We start from the raw sequence: 22,857 nt of genomic DNA, 5'->3' as shown, positions 1-22,857 counted from the left end.
TGGCACGACAGCCACGCACAGGAATGGGTTCCGGGGCCGGGACGCAGGCCGCAGGCGCTCCTGACCGTCCTCAGCCGCCGAGCACGAGCTCCTGGAAGGTCGCGCGGGTCGTGTCGCTGGAGAACCGCTCCTGCACCACCCGCCGCGCCTCCTCCGACGCCTCGGACCACGCCGGCTCGTCGGCCAGGGAGCGGATCCGCGCCACCGCCTCCTCCACCGTCCCCGCGACCCACCCCTCGGGGAACAGCCCGCGGGCGCCGTCCAGCGAGGCGAAGATCGGCCAGTCGCGCACGACCGGCACCGCGCCGGAGGCCGCGCCCTCGACCAGCCCCATCCCGAAGCTCTCCCGCCGGCTCGTGCTCAGCACGAACCCCGACGCGGCCAGGTGCGGCGCGAGGTCGCGCGTGAACCCGACGAAGTCCACCGCGCCCCGGACGTCGTCCTGCGCCAGCCGCGCCCAGAACTCCCGCGCGTAGGCCTGCTGCGAGCGCACCGCACCCGTCGGGAAGTCCGCGCCCACGAGCGACAGCCGCCAGGCCGGGTCCTCGGTGCGCAGCGCCCCCAGGATCTCCAGCGCCCACACGGGGTCTTTCACCCGTTGCGCCCAGCCCACCATGAGCAGCCGCCGCCGGTGCCCCTCGGTCTTGTGCGTGGGCAGCCGGCTCGGGTCGAGCACGTTCGGCACGACGTGCACGCGGGTGCCCGCCAGCCGGTCCCCGAGCAGCCGCTCGACCAGCACGCGCAGGTGCTCGCTCACCAGGACCAGGTCGTCGACACGGCTCCAGTCGAGCAGGTGGACCCACGGCGACAGCGCGTCCATGCTGTGGATCCGCAGCGTCACCCGCAACCCCTCGGGCACGCTCATCACGGCCGCCACCGCACCCCGGTCGGCCCAGTCCACGAACAGCGCCTCGGCGTGCTCGAGCTCCTCCAGCAGCTCGTAGTCCGGCACCGCCTCCTCCCCCAGCGCCTGCCGCAGCCGGGCGCCGACGAGCTCGCGCCGGGTCCCCAGCCCGCGCAGCTCGGCCCGCGCCGCGAGCTCCACGACGTGGACGTCCGCCTTCTCGCGCAGCGCGGCGATGACGGGGCGCGCGAACTGCGCATAGGACCCCGGGGTCACCACCACCCGCGGCCGGGTGCTCCCCGGCTCCGCCGGCGCGAGGTATGCCGCCTGCTCGCCCCGGCGGCGCAGCGCCGGTCGGCGCGGGGTCGGGCTGGCCAGCAGCCGGCCTACCCGCGAGGCCCGCCACTGCGCGAGGAAGGCCTCCGGCTCCTCCACGAGCGGGGAGCTGAGGTTGTCGGCGTGCAGCTCACGGTGGAAGAGCAGCTGCAGGGCCAGGGTCGCGGCCTCCACCGCACGGTCGGTGTCACCGGCCTCCAGGGCCAGGTCGGCCGCGGCGACCACCTCGCCCGCGACCCGGCGGAGCGCGGGGACCTCCGCGCCGGCGGCCGAGGTCTCGACGAGGGCGCGCAGCCCGCGCCGCAGGGCCCGGGCGACGTCGTCGAGGCCGGGGGCGTCAGGAGCGAGGTACGGGACGAGCCGTGCGGCGACGTCATACGCGCCGCCGTTGTGGAGCGCCTCCACGAGGGGCACCAGCATCCGCTGGTGGACGGCGGGGACCTCGCCGCCGAGCAGGGTGATGTGGTCGAGGAGGCGGGTGGCGTAGCGCGCGTCGAGGCGCGCGGGCCCGGCGTCGACGCGGCGCTGCAGCTTGCGCCAGACCGCCCCGACCTCCTCCCACCCACTGAGCTCCTCGGCGGTGACGAGCGGGCGGCGGCGGGCGGTGAGGTGGTCCACGATCTGCCAGGCCTCCTGCCCGACCGGGACGACGGCGTCGGCGGAGGCGAGGGTGCGGCTGGCGACCGGGTCGAGCCGCAGGGCCGAGAGCAGGGTCCCGCGGTCGCGGAGCCAGTGCTGCGGGGCGGTCGAGGCCGCGTGCCGGACCCGGGCGCGCAGCGGCCGCTGGGACGGGGGACGGATCGGCACCCTGGCCCGGAACGAGCTGAGCCGCGGCCCCGGCTCGCCGTGCAGCCAGACGAGGACGACACGGTGCCCGAAGGCGCTCAGGCCGCGCAGCTTCTTGGCACACTCGTCGAGCTGGGCGGCGTCCGCCGCCACGACGACGATCCGCTGCTTCTCGGTGGTGGAGACGACGGTGGGGGCGGGTGCGGGGGGTGCGGAGGTGGCCACCCCCCGACGATACGCGGCTGCCCGGTCTTCCCCCCGGGCACCGGATCGGGCATACTGCCCGCGTCGCACAGTCCTGGGCGGCTCCGTCCCACCTGCCGAGGACCCCCTGTGACTCCCCGCACCCGCGCCCGCGCCCTCCTCGGCCTGCTCTCTGCCCTCCTTCTCCTCCTGGGCCTCCCGGCCCTCGGGCCGGCGTCCGCGCCAGCCGCAGCCGTCCTGCCCGCCGCACCCGCGACCACGGACCGACTCTGGGGGCCGGACCGCTACGGCACCGCCGCCGCCGTCGCGCGGAGCGCCTTCCCGACCGAGTTCCCCCAGGGCACCGGGGCCGTCTACATCGCCCGGGCCGACGTCTTCGCCGACGCGCTCGCCGGCGGGGCTCTGATCGACGGGCCGGTGCTGCTCGTGCGGTCCTGCGGTCCTGTCCCAGGGGTGGTCAGTGCGGAGGTCGCCCGACTCGACCCCGCCCGTGTCGTCGCGCTGGGCGGCCCCACGGCCGTGTGCGACGACGTCCTGCGCGAGGTGGCCGCAGGTCGTCCGACGACGCGCCTCAGCGGCCCGACCCGCTACGCCACCGCGGTCGCCATCAGCCGGCGCGCGTTCCCGACCGGAGCTGTCCGTGAGGTCTACGTGGCGAGCGGCGCGGACTCGCCGGACGCCGTGTCCGGGGGTGTCCTCACCGCCGGACCGGTCCTGCTGCTGCCCCCCTCGGGGGTACCCGACGTGGTCCGGCAGGAGATCGCACGGCTCGGGCCGGAGCGGGTGATCGCGCTCGGCGGCCCGGTGGCCCTTCCCGACACGCTGCTGCAGGAGGTGGCCGGCGGACGCGCGACGACACGCCTCTCCGGGACCAGCCGCTATGCCACGTCCGCCGCCGTGGCGACCTACCGCCACCCGCACCGGCCGGCCACCGCCTACCTGGCACGGGGAGACGTCTTCGCGGACGCCATCGCGGGTGGAGCCCTGACCGACGGCCCCATCCTCCTCGTCAACGGCACCACCTGCGGCACCCTGCCCACCGCTGTCCGCGACTACCTCCGGGCCGCGGCCCCTACTCGGGTCGTCGCCCTGGGCGGATCTCTGGGGCTGTGCGAGGACACGCTCCGCGCCGCCGCCCACGCGGTCGACCTGCTGTGGGTCGACTCGACCGTGCTGCCCGAGGGGCAGGAGAACCGGCCGTACACGGCGCGGGTGAGCGCGCGCGGGGGCACGGGGGGCCCCTACCGGTGGTCCGTCAGCGGCGACGGCGTCCTTCCGGCGGGTCTCCAGTCCTACACCGACGCCAACCAGCTGGTCATCACCGGCGTCCCGTTGTCCCCCGGCAACCATGAGGTCGCGATCGCTCTGGAGGACCGGGTCGGCACGGTCCGCACGACCCTGTCGCTGGCGATCAGCGCGAGCCCGCCCGGCACGGGCTGGACCGCGACGGACGTCTCGGCCGGGGACGGTGCGAGCTGCGCGACGACCGGTGGCGGGGGCGTCACCTGCTGGGGCGCGAACTCCCGCGGACAGCTCGGCGTCGGCTCCACCCTGCCCTGGGCGCGCACGACGCCGATCGAGGTCGTCGGGCTGTCGGGGCGAGCCGACGCGGTCAGCGCGAGCGGCACCCACGCCTGCGCCCTCCTGGAGGACGGGACGGTCCAGTGCTGGGGCGCGAACTACGCCGGCCAGCTGGGCGACGGCTCGAGCGTCGACCGCCCTGGCCCCGTCACGGTCCGGGTGCTCCCGGGGGCTGTGCGGTCGCTCAGCACCGGGCCAGGCGTCACCTGCGCCGTGACCGACACCGGGGACGCCTGGTGCTGGGGACTGAACACGTACGGGGGCCTGGGCGACGGGACCACGACCTCCAGGTCGACGCCGACACGCGTGCAGGGGCTGGGGGAGCCGGTCCGGCGTGTCGTCACCGGCGGCTACCACACCTGTGCGACCGCAGACTCCGGGACCGCGTGGTGCTGGGGGCAGAACTACCGGGGCGAGCTGGGCGATGGGACGACGACGAACCGGCCCCTGCCTGCACGGGTCCCCGGTGTCACAGAGGTGCAGGTCGTCGCCGTGGGGGCGTCGCACAGCTGTGCCCTGCTCGCTGACGGGGCCGTCTCCTGCTGGGGGGACAACCACCGTGGACAGCTCGGCTACGGCACCCCCTCCTACCCTGCCTACGCCATGACCCCCGCGCCCGTACAGGGACTCCCCACCGGGCTCGGGTCGCTCGACGCCGGGGCGCGGCACACCTGCGGCGCCACCTCCACCGGGCTCGTGTGCTGGGGCGGCAACGACAACCTCGTCGTGTCACCCGTGTACGGCGACCCGTGGGGACCGGTGCCCGTGAGCGGTGTGCCAGCCGGGGTCACCCGGGTCACGGCGAGCGGGACGACCAACTGCGTCCTCGCCTCCGGGACACCCTGGTGCTGGGGGGCTGCCGGGCAGGGTCAGACCGGGTCCGGCGACCTGGACGGGTCGGTACCCCGCCGCGTGGCTGGCTACGTCAGCGATTGACGCCCGGACGCTCCGGCGGGGACCGGGCCCCCTTCAGCCACGGATGAACGCCTCGACGGCCGCGCGGCCCTCCTCGTCGGGCATCTGCACCGGCGGAGACTTCATCAGGTAGGCGGAGGCCCCGACGACCGGGCCGCCCTGGCCGCGGTCCGCAGCGATCTTCGCAGCGCGGATGGCGTCGATGATGATGCCGGCGGAGTTGGGCGAGTCCCACACCTCGAGCTTGTACTCCAGGCTCAGCGGCACGTCGCCGAAGGCGCGGCCCTCGAGGCGGACGTAGGCCCACTTGCGGTCGTCGAGCCACTGCACGTAGTCGGACGGGCCGATGTGGACGTCCCGGTCCGCCATCGTCGCGGACATGTTGGACGTCACGGCCTGGGTCTTGGAGAGCTTCTTCGACTCCAGCCGGTCGCGCTCCAGCATGTTCTTGAAGTCCATGTTGCCGCCCACGTTGAGCTGGTAGGTGCGGTCCAGGGCGACGCCGCGGTCCTCGAACAGCTTGGCCATCACCCGGTGGGTGATGGTCGCACCGACCTGGCTCTTGATGTCGTCGCCGACGATCGGCACGCCGGCCTCCTCGAACTTGCGCGCCCACTCGGGGTCGGAGGCGATGAAGACGGGCAGCGCGTTGACGAAGGCGACCCCGGCGTCGAGGGCGCACTGGGCGTAGAACTTGTCCGCCGCCTCGCTGCCGACCGGCAGGTAGGACACCAGCACGTCCACCTCGGCCTCGCGCAGGGCCCGCACGACGTCGACCGGCTCGAAGTCGGACTCCTCGATGGTCAGCGAGTAGTACTTACCCAGGCCGTCCAGGGTCGGGCCGCGCAGCACCGTCACCCCGGTCGGGGGGACGTCGGCGATCTTGATCGTGTTGTTCTCGCTCGCGGAGATCGCCTCGGACAGGTCGAAGCCGACCTTCTTGGCGTCCACGTCGAAGGCGGCCACGAACTCGACGTCCGAGACGTGGTAGTCGCCGAACTGCACGTGCATGAGGCCGGGGACCGTCGCGTCGGGGTCGGCGTCCTTGTAGTACTCGACGCCCTGCACCAACGAGCTGGCGCAGTTGCCCACGCCCACGATCGCCACGCGCACCGATGCCATCTGCAGTTCTCCTCGGGGGATCGACTCAAGGCGGCCGACCGGCCACCCACCAGAGAGCGTCAACGCCGCCCGTGCCGGGTCCATTCCGCCGGTGAGCGACCCCATACCAGCGCGCTTCGCAGAGACCGCCCAGCGACTGCGGGCACAATGACGGGGTGAATCCCTCCACCCCAGCCACCCGCCGGGAGGCGCGCGCGACGCAGAAGAGCACCGGCAAGCGGTCCGGCCGACGTGCCGGCGCACGTCGCACCGGCCGCTCGCGTCTGCGCCTCCTGCTGCTCTGGCTGCTCGGCCTCGGCCTGCTCGGCGTCGCCGTCGCGGCGGGCGCGTTCGCCGTCGCCTACTCGCGGACCGAGATCCCCGAGCCCAACGACTTCGCCGACGCGCAGAGCACGATCCTCTACTACGCCGACGGGGAGACCGAGCTGGCACGCTTCACCGGCGGCTACGACCGGGAGGACGTGACGCTGGAGCAGGTGCCGGACCACGTCGAGCAGGCCGTGCTCGCCGCCGAGGACCGTTCCTTCTACGAGAACGAGGGCGTCTCGGTCACCGGGACGCTGCGCGGGGCCTGGCGAACGCTCGCCGGTGACGGCGTCCAGAGCGGGTCGACGATCACCCAGCAGTACGTGAAGAACTACTACCTCACCGCCGACCAGACCCTGCAGCGCAAGGTCCGCGAGATCCTCATCTCGGTCAAGATCGACAACGAGCAGTCCAAGGACCAGATCCTCTCCAACTACCTCAACACCATCTACTTCGGCCGCGGCGCCTACGGGATCCAGACGGCGAGCCAGGCCTACTTCGACAAGGACGTCTCCGAGCTCACCGTCGAGGAGGGAGCCTTCCTCTCCTCGGTGATGAACGCCCCGGCGCTCTTCGACCCCGCCTACGCCGACGGCAACCAGGAGCGGGTCGAGGCGCGTCTCGACTACGTCCTCGACGGGATGGTGGAGGAGGGCTGGCTCGACGCCGCAACCCGCGAGAGCGTGCAGTTCCCCGAGATCACCGAGCCGCAGCCGACCACGGCGGTCCAGGGGGTCGACGGGTATGTCGCGCAGCTGGTCCGCTCCGAGCTCGCCGAGGAGCTGGAGCTCGACGACGCCGCGATCGACAGCGGCGGGTTGCGGGTGACCACCACGATCGTGGAGAAGCACCAGGACGCGGCCAAGGCCGCGGTCGAGGAGTTCCGCCCCACCGGCGAGGGCACCGACGACCTGTCGGTCGGCCTCACCGCCGTCCGACCCGGCGACGGGGCGATCACCGCGATGTACGGCGGCGCCGACTACCAGCAGACCCAGCTCAACGCGGCCACCGACGCCCGGGTCCAGGCGGGCTCGCTGTTCAAGCCGGTCACCCTGCTGGCGGCCGTCGCCGACGGGGTGGACACGCTGACGACCTACCCCGGTCCCAGCCCGATGACCTTCGGGGTGGAGAGCGGGGAGGTGGACGTCCGCAACTTCCGGGACGTCTCCTTCGGCACCCTCGACCTGCGGGTGGCGCTGGCCGAGTCGGTCAACACCATCTACGTGCAGCTCAACGAGGAGATCGGTCCGGAGCGCACGGTGGAGGCCGCGATCGACCTGGGGATCCCCGAGGACACCCCGGGCCTGGGCGCCGACCTCACCAACGTGCTGGGCACCGCCTCGCCGACCCTGGTGGAGATGACGAACGCCTACGCGACCCTCGCCGCGGAGGGCGAGCGCGCGCAGCCCTACCTGGTCGCCCGGGTCGTGGACCGCACCGGGGCCACCACCTTCGAGGCGGAACCCACGACCGAGGAGGGCGTCGACCGGGACGTCGCCGTCGACGTCACCGACGCGATGACCTACGTGATGACCCAGGGCTCGGGCGTGACCTCCGGCGACATCGGCCGGCCCAGCGCCGGAAAGTCGGGCACGAGCGAGAACAACGTCTCGGCGTGGTTCGACGGCTTCGTGCCGCAGCTCGCGGCCGGGGTGGTCATGTACAAGGGCGACGGCACCGTGCCGATGCAGGACGTCGCCGGCCTGGACCAGGTCACCGGCGGCACGTTCCCGGCGGAGATCTGGGGCGAGTTCATGCGGCTCGCGATGGAGGGCGAGGAGGTCCTCCCGTTCCCCGAGCGCGTCGGCGTGGGCGAGGTGCTGAACACCACCGAGGCGCCGACCGAGGTCGAGCCGACCACCCAGGAGCCCGCACCGACGACCACGGACGAGCCGACCGAGACGACCACGTCGGAGGAGCCCACGGAGACCACGACGGACGCGCCGACGCAGACCACGACCGAGCCGGTGCCGACGACGCCCGAGCCGACGACACCCGCGCCGACCACCCCGGAACCCACGACGCCCGCCCCGACCACGCCGGTGCCGCCGCCACCGCCGCCGACCACCGAACCGCCCGGTGAGGGTGGGGGCGCGCCGCCCGGTCAGGGTGGGGGCGGACCGCCCGGGGACGGCGCCGGGGGCGGTCAGCCGGGCGACGGCTGACGCAGCACCTACCCTGACCGCATGACGCCGCCGCCCCCCGAGCGCACCCGCGGCGACGTCCCGTACGTCGTGCCGTCCTGGGTCGACCCGGTCGTCGAGCGCGCCACCGCGGTGGTCGGCGGACCGGCGGGCAGGTATGCCGTGGTCGGCGCCCGCGGTCTCGTGGGCGCCGCGGTGAGCCTCGTCCTGATGGGCACCGCGGTGCTCGCCCTCGGCGTGTGGCAGAAGGGCCACTGCCTGATGAAGGGCTGGAGCACGCCCGACCAGTTCTGGCGGGCCTGCTACTCCGACCTGCCGGTCGTCCACGTCAGCTCGCCGCTGGCGCAGCGGGAGCTGCCGTGGGTGGGCGACGTCCCCTCCAACCAACCGCCCCTGTCCGGGATCGCCATGTGGCTGGCGGCGCAGATCTCGCCCGAGGGAGGGCAGGGCCTGGCGGCGCAGCAGTGGGTCTTCTCGCTGTGGGCGCTGGCCGCCGTGCTGCTCCTCTCCGCGGCGGTGACGGCGACCGTGGGGCTGCAGCCGGGCCGCCCGTGGCAGGCCGCCCACCTGGCCGTCAGCCCGGTGCTGGTCACCCTCGCCCTCGTCTCGACCGACCTCCTCGGGGTCGCGCTGACCATGCTGGGTCTGTTCGCGTGGCGACGGGACCGCGGCTGGGTCGCCGGCCTGCTGCTCGGGCTGGCGACGCTCGTGCGTCCCTTCCCGCTGGTCTTCGTGGCCGCCATCGTGCTCGTCGCCTGGCGGCGTCGGGACCTGCTGCCGGCCGGACGGCTCGTCGTCGGGGCGGTGCTGGGGGCGCTCGGGGTCGTGCTTCCGCTCGTGCTGGTCGAGCCGCAGGCCCTCGCCGGCGCGCAGCAGTGGTGGAGCCAGGGGGCCGGGTTCGGCGCGCTGCAGATGGTCCCCGCCCTGCACGGCCTGTCCGTGCCCGCCGAGCTGACCGTGACGGTGGCCGTCGCGGGCTGGGTCGGGGGGCTCGGACTGGCGGCCTGGGTGGTCAGCCGACCGTGGCGACGCGTGCTCGCGGTCCACCAGGTGGCCGCCCTGATCATGCTCGTGGTCGTGCTGACCGCGCCGTCCTTGTCGGTGCAGTCCGGCCTGTGGCTGCTGCCGTTCCTGGCCCTGTCGTCCCGGCCGTGGTGGGAGCACCTCGTCTGGGCGTTCCTCGAGACCCTCCACTTCGTCATGACGTGGCTGCACATCGCCTACTCCAGCGACCCGGGCCGCGGCCTCCCGGCGTCGACGTACTCCCTCGTCGTCGTGCTGCGCGTCGCCGCCTGGGCGTGGGTGCTGTGGCGGGTGGCGCACGAACGACCGCCCCGGAGGTCAGCCGTCCCGGCGCGTGCCCCGGTCCTCTCCGCGCCGGGCGGCTGACGTCCAGGACCGCGCGTGCCCCGGTCCCTGACGTCGGATCCGGTCAGCCCGAGCCGAGGGCCGCTCCGCCGAGCAGGCCGCCCGGCGCCGCGGGCAGGCTGACCTGGGACAGGGCCACGAGCGGGAGGAGCCGCTGCTCGACGAGGTCGCGCAGCGAGCGCACGTAGGTGGCCGAGAGGTGGTTGCTGTCCCGCCACACGACGACGCCGCCCACCACGGGCGAGCACGTCTCGGCCGGGCAGATCGCCTCGGTGAGGTCGACGAACGGCATCCCCGGCCGGATCCGCGCGAGCTCCTCGTGCCCGGTGCCGGAGCGGGCGAGGGCGTCGGCCCGGTCGAACGCGCAGGCGCTGGCGCGGTCGGGGTTCTCCACCAGGCACTCCGGGAGGTCGAACGGCGGGCGGGGCACGTCGCGGACGAGCACCGGCAGCACGTCGCGGGCGGCGAGCTGGTCGACCCGCCGGGCGAGGGCCTCCGCGACCGCCTCCGCCGGGGCGTCGTAGGAGGCCGAGGAGATGAGCACGACGTCCGGCTGCTCCGCGAGCAGCCGCTCGAGCACGTCCTGCTGGTAGGCGGTGCACTGCTCGTAGCCCTGGGGTGCCGCACCGCGGGCGAACTCGAGCCCGGCGGTCGGCGGGCAGGACGACTTGGCGAGCGTCACGACGCGCCAGCCGCGCTCCCGGCCGATCTCGTCGAGGGCGGTGACCCACATCCCGGCGTGGCTGTCCCCGAAGAGCGCGACCGTGACCGGACCGTCCGGGTCACCGGCCTCGCACACGCCGACCTGGCTCTCGGTCAGGCCCGGGAAGCACCCCTCGGGCACCATCAGCGGCCGGTCGGCCGGGACCTGCTCCACGGGCACGGCCAGCTGGCCCAGCACGTCCGGCACCGGCTCGGGCGTCGGCTCCGGCTCCGGGGGCGCGGCCACCGGTTCCTCGGTCGCCGCGGCGCCGTCCGCCGTCGACGACGACCCGTCGGGCCCGGCCGTCCCCGCCCCGCCGTCGGCCCCGACCCCGTCCCCGCCGGACCCCGCCCCGTCGTCCTCCCCCGCCCCACCGTCACCGGACGCCGGCGGCGCCACCGCGCCCCCCGCACCCAGCGTCCCCGCACCCACCGGCGCACGCAGCTCGTCGACGACCGCCGGGGTGCGCCAGGCGACCTGCTCCCCCGAGACCGTCGGCGGCGCGGCGACCATCAGCGTCAGGCCCAGCAGCACCCCGGCGAGGCTGCAGTTGACCCCCAGCCGCAGCGTCCGCCAGGTCGCCACGCCGGGACCCACCCGACGCTGGAGGAGGCGACCGTGGACGCGGACCGGCTCCTCGACATACCGGAAGGAGAGCCAGGCGGGGACCACCGAGACGAGCACCGCGACCAGGCCCCACTGCACCGGGAGCGAGACCGGGCCCCCCGCGCCGACGCCGACGATCGAGGCTGCGGCGGCGACGAAGGGCCAGTGCCACAGGTAGAGGCTGTAGCTGATCCGGCCCACCCACTGCATCCACCGCGCCCGCAGCGCGAGCTCCGGACCCCACGACCCGGCCCGGAAGCCGGAGACGAGCACCAGCGCGGCGCCGACGGTCGGCAGGAGCGCGGCGGTCCCGGGGAAGGGGGTGTGCTGGTCGATGACGAACAGCGAGGCCACCACCATCGCCAGCCCCAGCCACCCGAGCACGGCGGAGAGGAACCGCGGGATCGTCGGCCAGGCCAGCGCACCGAGCGCCACCACCGCACCGAGCATGAGCTCGTAGACCCGGGTCGGGGTGACGAAGTAGGCCTGCGCGGAGTAGCTCTGCGTCCACCACCAGGAGATCCCCAGCGAGCCCGCGAGCAGCAGCGCGGTGATCGTCCAGGACCCGGCGCGGAAGACGCCGGCCCGCCCGCGCGCGACGAGGAGGATCGCGAGCAGCAGCAGCGGCCAGAGGACGTAGAACTGCTCCTCGACCGCCAGCGACCAGTAGTGCTGGACCGGGCTCGGCGCGCGCGAGACGTCGAGGTAGTCGGTGGCGCCCGAGGCCATCCGCCAGTTGACGAGGTAGGCGGCGGCCGAGAGCACGTCGACCCCGGTGTCCCACCAGCGGGTCCGCGGCAGGAACAGCACGGTGAGCAGGGCGGTGCCCAGCAGCGCCGTGAGAGCGGCCGGCAGCAGGCGTCTGGCGCGGCGCGCGTAGAAGCGTCCGACGTCGATCCGGCCGCGCGCCCGGGCCTCCTCGAGCAGCAGCGCGGTCATGAGGAACCCGCTGACGACGAAGAAGACGTCGACCCCGACGAAGCCGCCCGGGACGAGGGGCACACCCGCGTGCCACAGCAGCACGCCGATCACCGCGATCGCGCGCATCCCCTCGATGTCGCGCCGGAAGTCCCGCGGGACCGGTGGCACCTTCAGCGCGTGCCGCGCCGCCCGCAGGGCGCGGAGCCCGGCGCGCGAGACCGGCACCTCGGGGGTGGTCGGGGTCACCAGGCACCCTCCGCGGGGGGCCGGGCCGGGGTATGCCGCAGCTCCCACCGTCCGTGGGCGCGCTCCACGAGCAGCGCCAGGGCGAGCGCGGTCAGACCGGCGGCCGCCCACCAGGGTGAGGGCGACCGTTCGGGCGCGGACGGGACGGTCGCGGGCGCGGAGAGCGTGAGGTGGTCCTGGCGCTCCGAGACGACGAGGGCGGCAGCCGTGTCCGCGGCCAGGGCGGCGAGGCGCGGGTCGTCGGCCCGGGCGGTCACGAGGAGCTCGGGCCGGCCGGGCGGGTGGTCGACCGCCAGCCGCACGGACGGCTCGCGCCCCATCTCGATCGCCTCCCGCACCCGGGGCAGGAGGTCCGCACGGGTGAGCTCCACGGCGCCGGCGGAGGCGGCGCGGTCGCTCGAGGCGCTGACGGTGGCGGTCGCGGCATAGCTGTCGGCGCGCAGCACGGACGCCCCGACCGTGACCACGAGCAGGAGGAGGACGAAGGTCAGCCACGGCAGGGCGGCCAGGCGGCCGCGTCGGACGGCGGTGCCCTGGCGGGAGGCGCGGCGGGAGGTGTGCTGGGGAGCGGGCGGTCGGCTGCTGCGGGTCGCCCACGCCGCCACCGGTCGGGTCAGCCGCGCGACGGACGACTCACCGGGGACGCGGTGCCTAGCCATCGCCGGACTCCGGCTGCTCTCCCCACCACCGGAGGAGCTCGGCGCGGATGGCGTCGTCGCCGACCCTGCCCTCGTCGAGACGGAAGGCGAGGAGGTGCTTGTAGGCGCGGCCCAGCAGCGGGCCGGGGGCGATGCCGAGGACCTCGGCGATCTGGTTGCCGTCGAGCTCGGGGCGGACCGCCTGCAGCTCCTCCTGGGCGCGCAGGGCGTCGACGCGTCGCTCGAGGTCGTCGTAGCTGGCGGCCAGCCGCGCGGCCTTGCGACGGTTGCGCGTCGTCGAGTCGGACCGGGTCAGCTTGTGCAGCCGGCCGAGGAGGGGCCCGGCGTCGGTGACGTAGCGGCGCACCGCCGAGTCGGTCCACTCCCCGGTGCCGTAGCCGTGGAAGCGGAGGTGCAGCTCGACCAGGCGGGAGACCGCCTTGACCGTGTCCTTGTCGAAGCGCAGCTCCCGCAGCCGGGTGCGGGTCATCCGGGCCCCCACCAGCTCGTGGTGGTGGAAGCTCACGCCGCCGCCCGGCTCGAAGCGCCGGGTGGCCGGCTTGCCGATGTCGTGCAGGAGCGCCGCGAGGCGGAGCACGAGGTCGGGACCGGGCACCTCGTCCTCACCGGTGGCCTCCGGCGGGTCCTCCAGCGCGATCGCCTGCTCCAGCACCGTGAGGCTGTGCTCGTAGACGTCCTTGTGCCGGTGGTGCTCGTCGACCTCCAGGCGCAGGGCGGGCAGCTCGGGCAGCACCACGTCGGCCAGACCGGTCTCGACCATCACCTCCAGGCCCGTCCGCGGGTCGTCGGAGAGGAGGATCTTGACCAGCTCCTCGCGCACCCGCTCGGCGGAGACGATCGAGAGGCGCGACGCCATACCGGACATGGCGGTGAGGACCTCCGGCGCCGGCACGAGGCGCAGCTGCGCCGCGAACCGCGCGGCGCGCATCATCCGCAGGGGGTCGTCGCTGAAGGAGACCTCGGGGGCGTGCGGGGTCCGCAGCTCGCGCTCGTGCAGGTCGCGCAGCCCGCCGTGGGGGTCGACGAAGACCAGGTCGGGCAGCCGCAGCGCCATCGCGTTGACGGTGAAGTCGCGGCGGACCAGGTCGTCCTCCAGGTTGTCGCCGAAGGCGACCACCGGCTTGCGCGACTCGGGGTCGTAGGCGTCGGCCCGGTAGGTCGTGACCTCCACCGTGAGGTCGTCCCGCCGGCCACCGATGGTCCCGAACGCCCGCCCGACGTCCCACGTGGTGTCGGCCCAGCCCTCGAGCACCGTCTCGATCTGCTCCGGCGACGCCGACGTGGTGAAGTCGAGGTCCGGGGAGGGCCGTCCCAGGAAGGCGTCCCGGACGGGTCCGCCGACGAGGGCCAGCTCGTGCCCGGACGCGCCGAAGCGCTCCCCCAGCTCGGTGAGCAGCGGGAGGGTCGGGGTCAGGTGTCGCAGGGCCTGGAGCAGGAGGGTGCCGTCGGGGGCGGTGGGAGTGGGCATCGGGTTCTAGGGTAGGGGACGCCGCTGGGGGCGGACGGCCTCCTCCGGGCCCGCCGGAGGAGCTCCTGTGCAGGTCACGGAACTCTGGTTACAGTGGGGCGATGACCGCCACCTCCCGACCCGCGTCGTCCTCGCGACGACTGCCGTCGGTGAGCGAGACGTCCGCGGGGGGAGTGGTCATCGACGTCCACGAGGGGCGGGCGAGGATCGCGATCATCGCCCGCCGCAACCGTTCCGGCAAGGTCGAGTGGTGCCTGCCCAAGGGCCACGTCGAGCCCGGGGAGACGCTCGTGCAGACCGCGGAGCGCGAGGTCGCCGAGGAGACGGGCATCGAGGGACGGGTGCTGATCACCCTGGGCACGATCGAGTACTGGTTCACCACGCCCTCCCACCGCATCCACAAGATGGTCCACCACTACCTCCTCGAGGCGACCGGTGGCCGGCTGACGATCGACAACGACCCGGACCAGGAGGCGATCGACGCCATCTGGGTCCCGCTGGACGAGGTGCACCGCAAGCTGACCTTCCCGAACGAGCGACGCATCGCCCGTGAGGCGTGGTCGCGCCTGACCCGGAGCGCCTGACCGCACCGTGCGCACCCCTGCCCGCCGACCTGCGTGGGCGGCCCGGACCCGGGCCGCGGCGTGCGCCGTCCTCGCCGCCGCTCTCGTCCTCGCGCCCGCCGCGGCGGGCGGGGCGGTCACCTCCGCCCCGCGGTATGCCGCGCACCCGCCGGTCCCCGGGCTGCGGGTCGTCCTCGACGACGTCGAGCCGACCGTGCCGCGGATCGGCGAGGAGGTCGTGCTGCGGGGCCGCGTCGTCAACGGGACGGGGACGCAGCAACGCGTCGGCCACGTCAGTGTCGAGGCGTCGTGGAGCCTGCTCACCACGCGCGGCGGGCTCGCCGAGTGGTTCACCGCGGAGGTCGGGTCGGGCACCGAGTGGCTGCTGGGGGTGGACGCCGTGGGCCCGGTGGTGGCGGCGGGCTCGGAGGTGCCGTTCACGGTGCGGGTGCCCGGGTCGACCCTCGGGGGCCTGACCGAGGACCGTGCCGTCCTGGGGCTGGAGATCCACGCCCACGACCAGGAGGACGGGCTCCCCGGCCTGGTCACGGCGGCGGCCTCGACCCTGCGGACCGTGCTCGCCGTCGACCGAGGCGAGGAGGTGGCGACGCCGCTGGGCGCGTCCTGGCTGGTCCCGCTGACCCTGCCGCCCGACCCCGACCTGACGGCCGACGACGACGAGCTGTGGCGGGCGGCCTGGGAGCGGGCCACGGGCGAGGGGTCGCCCGCGCGCACCTGGCTCGAGGCGTTCACGAGCCCGGGCGCGACCTGGGTGGTGGACCCCGCACTCCTGACCCCCGTCCGCCCCGACGCGCTCACGGCCGTGGGTCCGGAGGAGGGGGGGCCGACGGAGGGGGACGAGCCGGACGACGGACCGACGGAGGGGCAGCCCACCGAGGGGCAGCCCACCGAGGGGCAGCCGACCGAGGGGCAGCCGACCGAGGGTGAGCCGGCGGAGGGGACCACCGGCGACGAGGAGCCGGGCGGGGGGAGCACGGACGGGTCGAGGCAGACGTCAGCTCCCGACGGGGCCGCCGTGACCGGTGCGGGTGCCGCCCCCACCGTGGCACCGCCCCCGGAGGATGCCGACGGCGACGGCAGCACGAGCACCGCCTCCCCCACCACCCCCGGGCCCGGGTCGCCCCCGGAGGACCCGGCCTCCCCCACCGCGGAGCCGACCCCGCCCCTGCCCGTGCCCGTGTCCGCCGAGCAGGCCGTCCGGGACGGCGTGGGTGAGCTGACCGACCGCCTGCTGGGTCTCGACGAGGCGCAGCTGTGGTGGCTGCCCCCCACGGACCCCGACCTCGCGGCGCTGCTGTCCAGGACCGAGGACGACGGGACGCTGCGCGAGCTCCTGGGGACCACGCCGGGCGACCCGGGCCCTGCGACGGGGTCCGGCGCGCCGGACGAGCCCGGTGGGGACGGGGCGACGGACCTGGCCGAGGGGGTGGCGGAGCTGCTCGACCGCGGCCGGACCGACGTCGCCTGGCCGCTCCTGACCGGTGCTTCCGCCGGTGACCTGGAGCGGCTGCGCTCCGTCTGGGCGACCACCGGTTCGCCCCTGTCGGCCGTGGTGCTGCCGCGCGAGTCGGTCACCGGGTCCTCCCTGCCACCGGTCTCGAGCGCGGTCGTCCCGCTCGCGACGCCCTCGGGCCTGGACGTCGTCGCGACCGACTCCCGCGCCTCCGCGCTGCTCGCCGCCTCGGCGGAGGAGGGGGCGGCCCACGGCACCGGGGCCGCCGTGCAGCACCTGCTCGCGGACACGCTCACCGCCTATCAGCAGGACCCCGACCTCCCCCGGTCCCTCGTCATCGCGCCGCCGCGCGGGACGGTGCTCACCCCAGCGGTGCTCGAGGAGCTCGACGACGGGGTCCGCGACGCCCCCTGGCTCTCCCCCGCCCCCGTGGCCGCGGGGGGCGGGACCGGCGCAGGCGCCACGCCGCCCTCCACCCTCACTGGCGCGGGACCGGACGGGGGGCAGCTCGGTGAGTCCGCGGCATACCTGGACCCGGGCGTGAGCCCGCTCGACGATGCGGCGCTGCGCTCGCTCGCCACCCTGCGCGGACACCTGGACGGGCTTCGGGAGGTGCTGGTGGGGACGACGGCCGTCGACTCGTGGGACCGGGCGCTGACCCAGGCGTGGTCCACCCGCTGGCGCGGGGAGCCGGACGCCTGGGGCGAGTCCTGGCGCCCGGTGCGGGCCGCGAGCTCGCAGGCGCGGGCCGCCCTGCACGTGAACCCCGGGACCGTGAACTTCCTCGCCGACCAGGGCCTGATGCGCGTGACGATCGTCAACACGCTCCCCGTGGCCGTCCAGGACGTGCGTGTGCGGCTGGTGTCGAGCTCGAGCATCCTGCAGATCGTCGACCAGCCCGATCCGCTCACCATCGGGGGGGACAGCCGCGCCACCGTGACCTTCTCCGCCCGGGCCGTGACGCGCGGTGAGACGACGGTGACCGCCCAGCTCACCGCCCCGAACGGCACGTCCCTCGGTGACAACGCGCCGGTCGAGGTCCGGGTGCAGCCGACCGGCGTGTGGATCTACTGGGTCCTGGGCGGCGTCGCCGGGGTCGTCCTCGCGCTCGGCCTCGCCCGGTCCCTGCGCTCCACCCCCCGGGCCGTGCTGGCCGGCACGCACCGCCCGGGCGGGACGACCTCCGCGACGAGCACCTCGACGGGACCGGCATGAGCGGCGACGCCTCCTCCGCACGCTCCCTGGCCCGCTCCAGCCTGGTCATGGCCGGCGGCACCTTCACCTCACGCATCCTCGGCGTGGTCCGGATGGCCCTGCTCGCCTGGGTCCTGGGCACCCGCACCCCCGCGGCCAACGTCTGGCAGACGTCCAACACGCTGCCCAACACGATCTACCTGCTGCTCGCCGCCGGCGTGCTCAACGTCCTGCTGCTGCCGCAGCTGACCCGCGCGATGACGCGGGGCAAGGAGGGGAAGGAGTACAGCGACCGGCTCCTGACGCTCTCGGTCGTCGTCCTCACCGGCGGCACCGTCCTCTTCGTCCTCGCCGCCCCCCTGGTCACCAAGCTGGTCATGCTGGACTACCCGCGCGGGGACCCGATGCTGGAGCTGGCGATCCTCTTCGCCTACCTGTGCATCCCCCAGATGCTGTTCTACGGCCTGCACACGCTCCTCGGGCAGATCCTCGCGGCCCACCACCGCTTCGCCGCCTTCGCGTGGTCCCCCGCCCTCGCCAACATCGTCACCATCGCCGGCCTCCTGCTCTTCGCCCGGCTCTACCCCGACGTGCGGGGGCTGCCGGTCCAGGACTGGACCGGCGGCATGATCGCCGTCCTCGCCGGTTCGGCCACGCTCGGCATCGTCCTGCAGGCGCTCGTGCTCTTCCCGGCGGTGCGGGCGACCGGCTTCACCTGGCGCTTCCGCTGGGGCTTCCGCGGCGTCGGTCTGGGTACCGCGTCGGTGATGGCCGGCTGGGCGCTCGCCGACGTCGCGGTGTCCCAGACCGGCGTCATCACCGCCACCAACCTGCTCAACAGCGCGGTCCGCGACGTCCCGGACGCCCCCGGAAAGGCGTCCTACGACTACGCCTTCTCGATCTTCATCCTCCCCCACTCCCTCATCGCCCTGTCCCTGCTCACCGCGATCTACCCGGTCCTGTCCAGGGCCGCGGCGGTGCAGGACCTGCGGGCGATGGCTGCCGACGTGGCCCGGGGGCTGCGGCTGCTGGGGACCGCGATGGTCCCGATCAGCCTGGGCATGCTGCTGCTGGCGCCGCTGCTAGCCAGGGTCCTCTACCCCGGCACCACCCTGTCGGAGAGCCGCGCGATCGCCGCCATCCTCGTGGCGCTGGTCCTGGGGCTGGTGCCCTACGGCGTCTACCTCCTCTGCGCGCGCGTCTTCTACTCCTTCGAGGACGCACGCACGCCGTTCCTGTTCCAGGTCTCGATCACGACCACCCTGCTCGTCGTCGCGGTGCTGTGCCTCACCCAGCCCCCCGGCCGGGTCGCCGTCCTCCTGGCGCTCGGCCAGGCCCTGGGCCAGGGGGTCGCGGCCGGGCTCGGGCTGCGCACGGTGCGTCGCCGGCTCCCCGGCCTCGCCCTGCGCCCGGTCGCCGGCACCTTCCTCCGGGCGGCCGCTGCCGCCGCCGTCGCGCTGCTGCCCGCCTGGCTGCTGGTCCGCGTCCTCGACCGCCCCGGCTTCCTCGGCGCGGCCCTCACCCTCCTCCTGGCGGGGACCGTCTACCTCGCCCTGTATGCCGTGGTCGCCCACCTCCTCGGGGTCGAGGAGGTCGCCGCCGTGACCGGCCCGGTGCTGAGGCGCGTGCCGGGCCTGAGCCGTCTCGCCCCCGCCACCGGCCCGGTCCCCCCGCCCGCCCGGACTGACGGCCACGACGCACGGGAGGCCGTGGTCACCGGGATGCACGAGGCGGACGCACTAGGCTGGGACAACCCTCCGACGGGGGAAGACCGGAAGGACACGGACATGGAACGGCTCGAGGTGGGCACCCTCCTGGGGGAGCGCTATGCCCTCGACGAGCTGCTGGCACGCCGAGACGGGGGCACGCTCGACTACTGGGTGGCGCACGACACCACCCTGGGCCGGCTGGTGGCGGTCACGGTGCTGCCGGCGACCGGTCCGCACGAGCCGGTCGCCCAGGCCGTCGTCGACGGGGCCCGCCGGGTCGCCTCGGTCGACGACCCGCGCCTGGTGCGGGTGCTCGACGTCGGGACCGAGGACGGCCTGTGCTGGATCGTCGAGGAGGGCCTCAGCGAGGCCGAGTCGCTGGCCTCCCTGGTGTCCGACCAGCCGCTCCCCGCCGAGGAGGTCCGCCGCATCATCGGCGAGACGTCCGCCGGCCTTGAGTCCGCGCGCCGCCGCGGGCTGCACCACCTCTACCTCAACCCCCACTCCATCCTGCGCACCAGCGACGGCACCGTGAAGGTCTCCGGTGTCGGGATGGCCTCGGCCCTGGAGGGCACCGACGACGTCACCGCGGTCGAGGCGTCCCTCATCGACACGGCCGACCTGGTCTCTCTCCTCTACGCGGGCCTCACCGGGGAGTGGCCGGGTGAGGAGATGCCCGGCATCCGCCCCGCCCGGCGGCTCGCCGACGGTTCCGTGGCCGCCCCGTCCGAGGCCGTGGGAGGCGTGCCGGGTGACCTCGACGCCCTCTGCCGTCTCGTCCTGGGCCCCGACGCCGACCTCTCGCGCGCCCCGCACACACCGGGTGAGCTGGCCAGACAGCTCTCGCCGTGGGCCTCCGAGATGGTCCGTGCCGCTCGCCCGGGGTCCCTGCACCACGCTCGGCAGGGCGAACCCGGCGAGGCCACCACCGCGGCGATCAGCCGTGCCGCCGGCGCGGCGGCCGCGGCGACGGCCGCGCACCCCACGCGGGCCGACGAGTCCGACGTGACGTCCCTAGTGCCCAAGCCGTTCTACCGCTCGGGCGACGAGCCCGCGCGGGAGGGGTCGACGGCATACCGGCCTGCGGACCGCCACGCCGCGCAGGACGCGCGCCGCGGCACCGACCCGACCGGTCCCGGGGCGGGGATCCTCGCGGGTGCCGGGACGGTGGAGGCACCCCTGGACCCGGGCGCCCCGACCGAGGCGACCCGTCGGCCCTCGACCGCGGAGCTGCTCGGCGTGCGCAGCACCGGTGACCCCGTGGCCCCGTCCCGGGGCCCACGCCCGGCAGGTGCGCGGCCCGCCGGTGCGCCGATCAGACCGGGGGACCAGGACGAGCGCGGTCTGCGCGAGGAGCGGGGGACCGGGGGGCAGACGTTCGTCGTGCTGCTCGTCGTCCTCGGGATCCTGGGCCTGGCCGTCGTGCTCGGGTGGAGCGTGCTCCGCGGGCTCGGGGGCGACGAGGCGCAGACGCCCGCGGCGCCGACGGCGACCGCCCCGACGACCGACGCGGCAGGTCAGACGGCCCCCGTCGCGCAGGACCCCGCGGCGACCACCGCTGCTCCGGAGGACGAGGAGGCGGCGCCCGCCGCGCCCGCTCCCGCGGAGGGTGGGCTGCCCGTCCTGGGCATCACCTCCTTCGACCCGCAGGGCGACGGCGACGAGCGCAACGACCTCACCCCGCTGGCGGTGGACGGGGACCCCGAGACGCTGTGGACCTCCCACACCTACCTCTCCCCCGGGTGGGGCGGCCTGAAGTCGGGGACCGGGCTCATCCTCGACCTGGGCGAGGGGGCGCAGGTCAGCGGCGTCGACGTCACCCTCGGCGAGGGCGACATGGGAGCCCGATTGCTGCTCGCTGAGCGGCCCTCCCTCGACGGCGCCGTCGAGCTCGGCTCGGGCGACCCTGTCAGCGAGACCTGGACCGTCACGCCAGAGGCGCCGCAGACCGGTCGATACCTCATCCTGTGGTTCGACCGTGCCTACACCTCCCCCGCCGGCGAGATCGTCGGCGTGCGGGAGATCACGGTGCGCTGACCGGTGGTGGCGGGGGTGGACGCGCTCACCGACCTGGACGACGCCACGCTGCTGAGCAGGCACGCCGCCGGGGACCCCGACGCCTTCGGCGAGCTGTTCCGCCGCCACCGGGACCGGATGTGGGCGCTCGCGCTCCGCACCACCCGGGACCCCGAGATCGCGTCCGACGCGGTCCAGGACGCCTTCCTCAACGCCTTCCGCCGGGCCGGTTCCTTCCGGGGGGACTCCCAGGTCACCACCTGGCTGCACCGGATCACCGTCAATGCCAGCCTGGACCGGCTGCGCCGGGTGCGTCCCACCTCCGACCTCGCCGACCACGACCCCGTGGAGCCCCGGGACCGGCACCACAGCGTCGACGTGCGGCTCGACGTCCAGGCAGCGCTGGCGCAGATCCCCGAGGGTCAGCGCCTGGCCCTGACGCTCGTCGACATGCACGGCCTCAGCGTCGCGGAGGCTGCCTCGGTGCTGGGGGTCGCCGAGGGCACCGTCAAGTCGCGCTGCTCCCGCGGGCGGGAGGCGATGGCCGCGATCCTCGTCTCCCCCCACGGTCACGACGCCGAGGACCCACGATGAGCGTCGCGACAGGGGTCGCGTCTGCTGCGGGAACCCGCACGGGCTCCCGAGCGTCGTACCCGAGTGAGCCTGACCCGGCTCGCGACGTCCGGCACCGCGGTCCGGCCGGACCCCGCCACCATCCACAGTGCGAGCACCGTGAGGAGGTCACCCTGTGACGCCCAGCGACGACGGGCACCGATCCGCCCCCAGCCCGGGGACGGACGACGTCGACCCCACCGGCATCCGTGACCTCCTCCGCTCCCTGCCCGAGCCCGGCCCCATGCCGGAGGACCTGGTCCGCCGTATCGAGACCCGACTGGCGGTCGAGCTCGCCCACCGCCGGCCCGAGGCCCCCTTCGGGGACGAGCGCGGGACCCCGCACGGGGGCCGGGTCGTGGACCTGGGGGCCGAGCGCACCCGACGGCGCCCCGGCCGGACCGTCATCATCCTCGGCGCGGCGGCCGCCGGCCTGCTGGTGACCGCTGTCACCGTGAGCGACCTGCTGGGGTCCGGGGTCGTGGGCGGGGCGGATACCGCCGCCTTCGCCCCCGCCTCAGGATCCGCCGACGAGGAGGGATCGGACGCCGGTGGTGGGGCTGCCGACGAGGAGCAGGCGGACGCGCAGGAGGAACGTGCGGAGGCTGCTGGTGACGACTCCTCCGGGGGTGCCGGCGGTGCCGCGGACGAGGGTGGTGCCGGCGTCGCTGCTGACGGGGCCGTACCGGCCGACCCGCTCATCCTGCCCTCCCTGGGCCCGCTGGACGCCGACCAGCTGGCGCAGCGCGTGGACGACGCGATGACCGCCCCCGCGTCACCTGCTGAGTCCTCCGGTCTGACTGCGGCACAGGCGAAGTCGTGCTGGTCCGCCGTCGCCGACCAGGACGGGTGGGAGGAGTGGTATGCCGCTCCGGCCACCCTGGGCGAGCAGCCCGCGGTCGTGCTCTGGGCGCGGCAGGGCGACGGGGACGGTCACGCCTGGCTGATGCCCGGGGAGTGCGCGGTCAACCCCTCGGTCCAGCCTCTCGCGGACGCGGTCCTTCCCCGCTGACCACGGGTCCGGCAGGGAACACCACGGCCCTAGGATCGGTTGAGCGTAGGAACCACGCCACACCGCCC

Annotated in this window: 13 protein-coding genes; 8 read left to right on the top strand and 5 right to left on the bottom strand. The window is 75.0% G+C overall.

Annotated features, from left to right (window positions below; all coding sequences use genetic code 11):
• Positions 1-70: 70 nt before the first annotated feature.
• On the bottom strand, positions 71-2,191 hold the full coding sequence (locus D4B81_RS06975) for a glycosyltransferase family 4 protein (protein WP_161965026.1): 2,121 nt from the start codon (positions 2,189-2,191) through the stop codon (positions 71-73).
• 108 nt (positions 2,192-2,299) lie between these two features.
• Here D4B81_RS06975 and D4B81_RS06970 point away from each other — a divergent pair, with 108 nt between their 5' ends.
• Positions 2,300-4,687: an RCC1 domain-containing protein gene (locus D4B81_RS06970; protein ID WP_161965025.1), complete on the top strand. Its 2,388-nt coding sequence runs from the start codon at positions 2,300-2,302 to the stop codon at positions 4,685-4,687.
• 33 nt (positions 4,688-4,720) lie between these two features.
• Here D4B81_RS06970 and D4B81_RS06965 read toward each other — a convergent pair whose 3' ends face one another.
• Positions 4,721-5,788 carry an inositol-3-phosphate synthase gene (locus tag D4B81_RS06965; protein WP_122261723.1) on the bottom strand — a complete coding sequence of 356 codons (1,068 nt, stop codon included), beginning with the start codon at positions 5,786-5,788 and terminating at the stop codon, positions 4,721-4,723.
• 155 nt (positions 5,789-5,943) lie between these two features.
• On the opposite strand from D4B81_RS06965, the gene D4B81_RS06960 reads away from it, so the two are divergent.
• Together D4B81_RS06960 and D4B81_RS06955 are read left to right on the top strand one after the other, a co-directional pair.
• The gene (locus D4B81_RS06960) at positions 5,944-8,259 is read left to right on the top strand and encodes a transglycosylase domain-containing protein (protein ID WP_122261722.1); all 2,316 of its coding nucleotides are present in this window, start codon (positions 5,944-5,946) and stop codon (positions 8,257-8,259) included.
• A 21-nt stretch (positions 8,260-8,280) separates the two neighbouring features.
• Positions 8,281-9,627 (top strand): glycosyltransferase 87 family protein, encoded by a 1,347-nt coding sequence (locus tag D4B81_RS06955; protein ID WP_122261721.1) that lies wholly within the window; start codon positions 8,281-8,283, stop codon positions 9,625-9,627.
• Between the two features lie 43 nt (positions 9,628-9,670).
• Here the strand turns inward: D4B81_RS06955 and D4B81_RS06950 are convergent, their stop codons facing one another.
• From D4B81_RS06950 to D4B81_RS06940, 3 genes are read right to left on the bottom strand one after another with little or no spacing between them, the layout of a single operon-like run.
• Positions 9,671-12,082, bottom strand: coding sequence for an acyltransferase family protein (locus tag D4B81_RS06950; RefSeq protein ID WP_122261720.1), 2,412 nt, complete (start codon positions 12,080-12,082; stop codon positions 9,671-9,673).
• Positions 12,079-12,741, bottom strand: coding sequence for a hypothetical protein (locus tag D4B81_RS06945; protein WP_122261719.1), 663 nt, complete (start codon positions 12,739-12,741; stop codon positions 12,079-12,081). The genes D4B81_RS06950 and D4B81_RS06945 overlap by 4 nt, the downstream gene beginning before the upstream one ends.
• Positions 12,734-14,209 carry a CCA tRNA nucleotidyltransferase gene (locus D4B81_RS06940; RefSeq protein WP_122261718.1) on the bottom strand — a complete coding sequence of 492 codons (1,476 nt, stop codon included), beginning with the start codon at positions 14,207-14,209 and terminating at the stop codon, positions 12,734-12,736. Before D4B81_RS06940 ends, D4B81_RS06945 begins: the two co-directional genes overlap by 8 nt.
• 101 nt (positions 14,210-14,310) lie before the next feature.
• On the opposite strand from D4B81_RS06940, the gene D4B81_RS06935 reads away from it, so the two are divergent.
• From D4B81_RS06935 to D4B81_RS06915, 5 genes are all read left to right on the top strand, one after another.
• Positions 14,311-14,793 (top strand): NUDIX hydrolase, encoded by a 483-nt coding sequence (locus D4B81_RS06935; RefSeq protein ID WP_122261717.1) that lies wholly within the window; start codon positions 14,311-14,313, stop codon positions 14,791-14,793.
• Between the two features lie 7 nt (positions 14,794-14,800).
• Positions 14,801-17,461, top strand: coding sequence for a DUF6049 family protein (locus D4B81_RS06930; RefSeq protein WP_122261716.1), 2,661 nt, complete (start codon positions 14,801-14,803; stop codon positions 17,459-17,461).
• On the top strand, positions 17,458-21,186 hold the full coding sequence (murJ, locus tag D4B81_RS06925; RefSeq protein ID WP_122261715.1) for a murein biosynthesis integral membrane protein MurJ: 3,729 nt from the start codon (positions 17,458-17,460) through the stop codon (positions 21,184-21,186). The genes D4B81_RS06930 and murJ overlap by 4 nt, the downstream gene beginning before the upstream one ends.
• A gap of 15 nt (positions 21,187-21,201) precedes the next feature.
• A complete protein-coding gene (gene sigM, locus D4B81_RS06920) occupies positions 21,202-21,759 on the top strand; it encodes an RNA polymerase sigma factor SigM (protein ID WP_237565867.1) in 558 nt (185 codons plus the stop codon).
• A gap of 154 nt (positions 21,760-21,913) precedes the next feature.
• Complete coding sequence (locus D4B81_RS06915) at positions 21,914-22,789, top strand: hypothetical protein (RefSeq protein WP_122261713.1); 876 nt, start codon at positions 21,914-21,916, stop codon at positions 22,787-22,789.
• Positions 22,790-22,857 lie beyond the last annotated feature (68 nt).

Origin of the sequence: Ornithinimicrobium cerasi (assembly GCF_003702705.1) — a bacterium.
In the GTDB taxonomy this organism is placed as follows: Bacteria; Actinomycetota; Actinomycetes; order Actinomycetales; family Dermatophilaceae; genus Ornithinicoccus; species Ornithinicoccus cerasi.
The sequence above is the reverse complement of the archived record's forward strand: the minus strand, read 5'-3'. Positions and strand labels throughout refer to the sequence as shown.